Source organism: Daejeonella sp., from assembly GCF_030695525.1.
GTDB lineage: Bacteria > Bacteroidota > Bacteroidia > Sphingobacteriales > Sphingobacteriaceae > Daejeonella.
Window position 1 is genome coordinate 1 of sequence record NZ_JAUYSS010000060.1, and the last position, 3901, is coordinate 3901.

Sequence of the window (3901 nt, forward strand, 5' to 3'; positions counted from 1 at the left end):
CCAATCCTTATATTTGCTCGCCTCCCAAGCTGTTTGGGCCAAATATTATGAATATAGTTTTCACACATCACGTACATTTCCACCATCGCTTTGCGGCGATGTAAAATAATATACGTTTCTACGTGAAACTCTTTCTTAATAATTTTTTGGTCTGATTAAAACTTACAATTTGAAAACTCTTAAAATAGCTATCCAGAAATCTGGTAGATTAAACGAAAAATCGGTCGAACTGCTCAAAAATTGCGGCTTAAGCTTCGAAAATTATAAAAGTTCCTTAATATCCAATGTTTCGAATTTCCCGCTTGAAATATTGTTCCTTCGGGATGATGATATTCCTGAATATGTGCAGGATGGCATTGCCGACCTTGGAATAGTAGGCGAAAACGTAATCAGTGAAACCGGGGTTGAAGTCAGCTTCCTCCAAAAGCTTGGATTTGGCAAGTGTACCCTGAAACTGGCAGTTCAAACTCATAGTACCATACAAAACGTTGCCGACCTGAATGGAAAATCAATTGCAACTTCCTATCCGGTGATTCTAAAGAACTTCCTTGATAAGAATAGTATCAATGCTGATATCCGGACGATATCCGGCTCAGTTGAAATTGCTCCGGGTCTTGGACTAAGTGATGCCATATTTGATATTGTATCGACAGGTGGTACACTTAAAAGCAACGGACTAAAGCCATTTGCTGAAGTGATGAAGTCGGAAGCGGTATTGATCGGAAGGAATGGACTAGAAGCTGAACCTCTTGTGGTTGAACTGATTCAAAGAATCCAATCGGTACTCCGTGCGAAAGAAACCAAATATGTGGTTCTGAATGCAGAGTCTAAAAACCTGGATCGCATTTTGGAACTCCTGCCGGGAGTAAAAAGTCCGACAGTAGTACCATTGGCAGAAAGCGGATGGGTAGCTGTTCATACAGTAATCCCTGAACGTGATTTCTGGGAAAAAATTAGTCTGTTGAAAAGCGCAGGTGCCCAGGGCATTGTTGTGATGCCTATCGAAAAGATCATCTTATAACAGGACAGCCATGTTGAAAGTCTATAATTTAAAGGATCTGAACGCCAAAGCTGTTGAAGATCTTTGCAAACGTAATATAGATTCCAATAATCATATCCGGGCAGCCGTAACAGAAATCATTGATGAAGTTAAGCTTAATGGCGACAATGCCTTGAAAGCCTTTGCTGAAAAATTTGATGGTATTAAACTCAACAAACTCTTTTTAGAGAAAGAGGAGATCATAACTATTGCTTCAGGTGCTTCCGAACAAGCAAAACAGGCACTAAAACTCGCATACGATAATATCTGGAAGTTTCACGCAAGTCAGCTCCGAACAGAAGAAAAAACTGAAACATCAAAAGGTGTGTTTTGCTGGCGGGAATTCAGGGCAATTGAAAAAGTTGGACTATATATACCAGGAGGAACAGCGGTTTTGCCCAGTACCTTTCTGATGCTGGGCATACCTGCAAGAATTGCCGGATGTAAAGAAATTATTGTTTGTTCGCCGCCGCAGAAAGACGGAAAGGTAAATGCTTATCTGGCCTATTGTGCCGAATTGCTTGATATTGACCGGATCAATCTTGCCGGAGGCGCTCAGGCAATAGCTGCGATGGCGTATGGCACGGAGAGTATCCTGAAAGTTGATAAAATTTTTGGTCCGGGTAACCAATATGTAACCAAAGCCAAAACGATCATACAATCTGAGAGCCAGACTGCCATAGATATGCCAGCAGGTCCTTCTGAAGTTTTGGTCATAGCTGATGATACGGCAAATGCGGAATATGTTGCTGCAGATCTTCTGGCACAGGCAGAACATGGAATCGACAGTCAGGCAGTGCTTGTTTGCAGTTCTGCAAAAATCATTGAGGAAACTATACTGGAACTTGAAAAACAGCTTGTCTTACTCCCAAGAGCTGAGATCGCTGCCAAAGCCATGGCCAATTCTTATGCTGTTCTTTGTTCTGATCTTAAAGAAGCCATGCAATTCAGCAATACCTACGCACCCGAGCACCTGATACTGGCGACAGACCAGTGGGAAAATATCACAGATGATATAGTAAATGCAGGTTCGGTATTTCTTGGACATCTAACACCTGAAAGTGCAGGTGATTATGCTTCAGGCACAAACCATACCCTGCCTACCAGTTCATATGCAAAAGCATATTCAGGAGTTTCAGTAGATTCATTTGTAAAAAAGATTACTTTCCAGCACATCAGTAAATCAGGAATAAAAAACCTTGGTCCTGCTGTAGAGATACTCGCATCGCTGGAGGGTTTACAGGCCCATAAAAATGCGGTGACTGTACGTTTGAAAGACAGCCGGGAATAAATAATCCAGGCATTAAAATAGAAATACGATGTTCAACATAGATAATATACTTCGTAAAAATATAAAGGAGCTAGTACCCTATTCATCTGCAAGGGATGAGTTCAAGGGTGAAGCCTCGGTATTTCTGGATGCCAATGAAAACAGCTATGGCTCCCCATTAAACCGCAACTACAATCGCTATCCCGACCCATTGCAATGGAAGATCAAAAATCGGCTTGCAGAAATAAAAGGAGTCCCTGCTAAAAATATATTCTTGGGTAATGGCAGTGATGAAGCAATTGACATTCTTTTCAGGGCATTCTGCAATCCGGGTGTGGATAATGTAATTACCCTTCCCCCTACCTATGGCATGTACGAGGTTTCAGCAAATATCAATGATGTCAGATTGCGAAAAGTGCCACTTATGCCTGATTATCAATTGAATATGGAGGCTATCGCAGAAGCTATTGATGAGCATACCAGGATCATATTTATCTGCTCCCCTAATAACCCAACAGGAAACTCAATTGACAGGCAGGATATTGAAACCATACTGACCAACTTTAATGGCCTGGTTGTTATTGATGAAGCCTACATTAATTACAGCAGACAAAAAACTTTTATACAGGAATTGACCGAATATTCGAATCTGGTCGTACTTCAAACCTTATCGAAAGCCTGGGGACTAGCCGGATTGAGAGTTGGAATGGCATTTGCAAGTGAGGAGATCATCGAAATTTTCAATAAGGTAAAGCCACCCTATAATATTAATGAAGCATCACAGGAACTGGCTCTTGAGGCATTACAAAATGTAGATCAGGTAAATAACTGGATTAAGGAAACTGTTGCAGAACGTGAGAAATTAAAAATTGAGCTCGTTCAAATCCCATCTGTATTGAAAATATACCCCTCAGATGCGAATTTCCTTCTTGTAAAAGCAAGAAATGCAAAAGGTATTTACAATCACCTCGTAAGTTTGGGGATCATTGTACGCGACCGTTCAAAAGTTGAACTTTGTGAAGAATGTTTACGGATCACAATCGGTACCCCACAAGAGAATATTGAATTATTAAACGCACTAAAAACCTTTCAGGAATCTGACAAAATATGAAAAAGGTATTGTTTATAGACCGCGATGGAACCATGATCGTCGAACCTCCAGTCGATTTGCAGGTTGACAGCCTGGAAAAACTGGAATTTCTGCCCTATTCAATCTCCTCCCTGAAAAAGCTTCAGGATTATGGCTATGAATTAGTGATGGTTACGAACCAGGACGGAAGAGGTACAAGCAGCTTTCCTGAGGAGAATTTTCAAAAGCCACAGCAGAAAATGCTGAAAATTCTGGAGAACGAAGGTATAAAGTTTGCAGAGATATTTATTGATGATTCCTTTCCGGAGGATAAGAGTCCAAACCGTAAACCAAATACCGGACTGCTAACTAACTATTTGATATCCAACCTGATTGACCTGCATAATTCCTATACCATAGGCGACAGGGAAACAGATGTTCAGCTTGCAAAAAACCTGGGTTGTAAGGCTATCTATTTTTCAGACAGGAATTTGGAAAATACAGCCCTGAACAGCAATAGCTG

4 protein-coding genes are annotated in these 3901 nt (G+C 40.9%); all 4 read left to right on the forward strand.

What is annotated here, in order from left to right:
* Nucleotides 1-169: 169 nt before the first annotated feature.
* On the forward strand, nucleotides 170-1021 hold the full coding sequence (hisG, locus tag Q8S11_RS14090; RefSeq protein WP_305662758.1) for an ATP phosphoribosyltransferase: 852 nt from the start codon (nucleotides 170-172) through the stop codon (nucleotides 1019-1021).
* A gap of 10 nt (nucleotides 1022-1031) precedes the next feature.
* Nucleotides 1032-2330, forward strand: a complete 1299-nt coding sequence (gene hisD / locus Q8S11_RS14095; protein WP_305662759.1) for a histidinol dehydrogenase — start codon at nucleotides 1032-1034, stop codon at nucleotides 2328-2330.
* Nucleotides 2331-2358: 28 nt separating this feature from the next.
* Nucleotides 2359-3420, forward strand: coding sequence for a histidinol-phosphate transaminase (hisC, locus tag Q8S11_RS14100; protein ID WP_305662760.1), 1062 nt, complete (start codon nucleotides 2359-2361; stop codon nucleotides 3418-3420).
* Nucleotides 3417-3901, forward strand: a 485-nt coding sequence (gene hisB / locus Q8S11_RS14105) for a histidinol-phosphatase (RefSeq protein WP_305662761.1), incomplete at its 3' end; no start/stop codon positions are given. The genes hisC and hisB, both read left to right, overlap by 4 nt.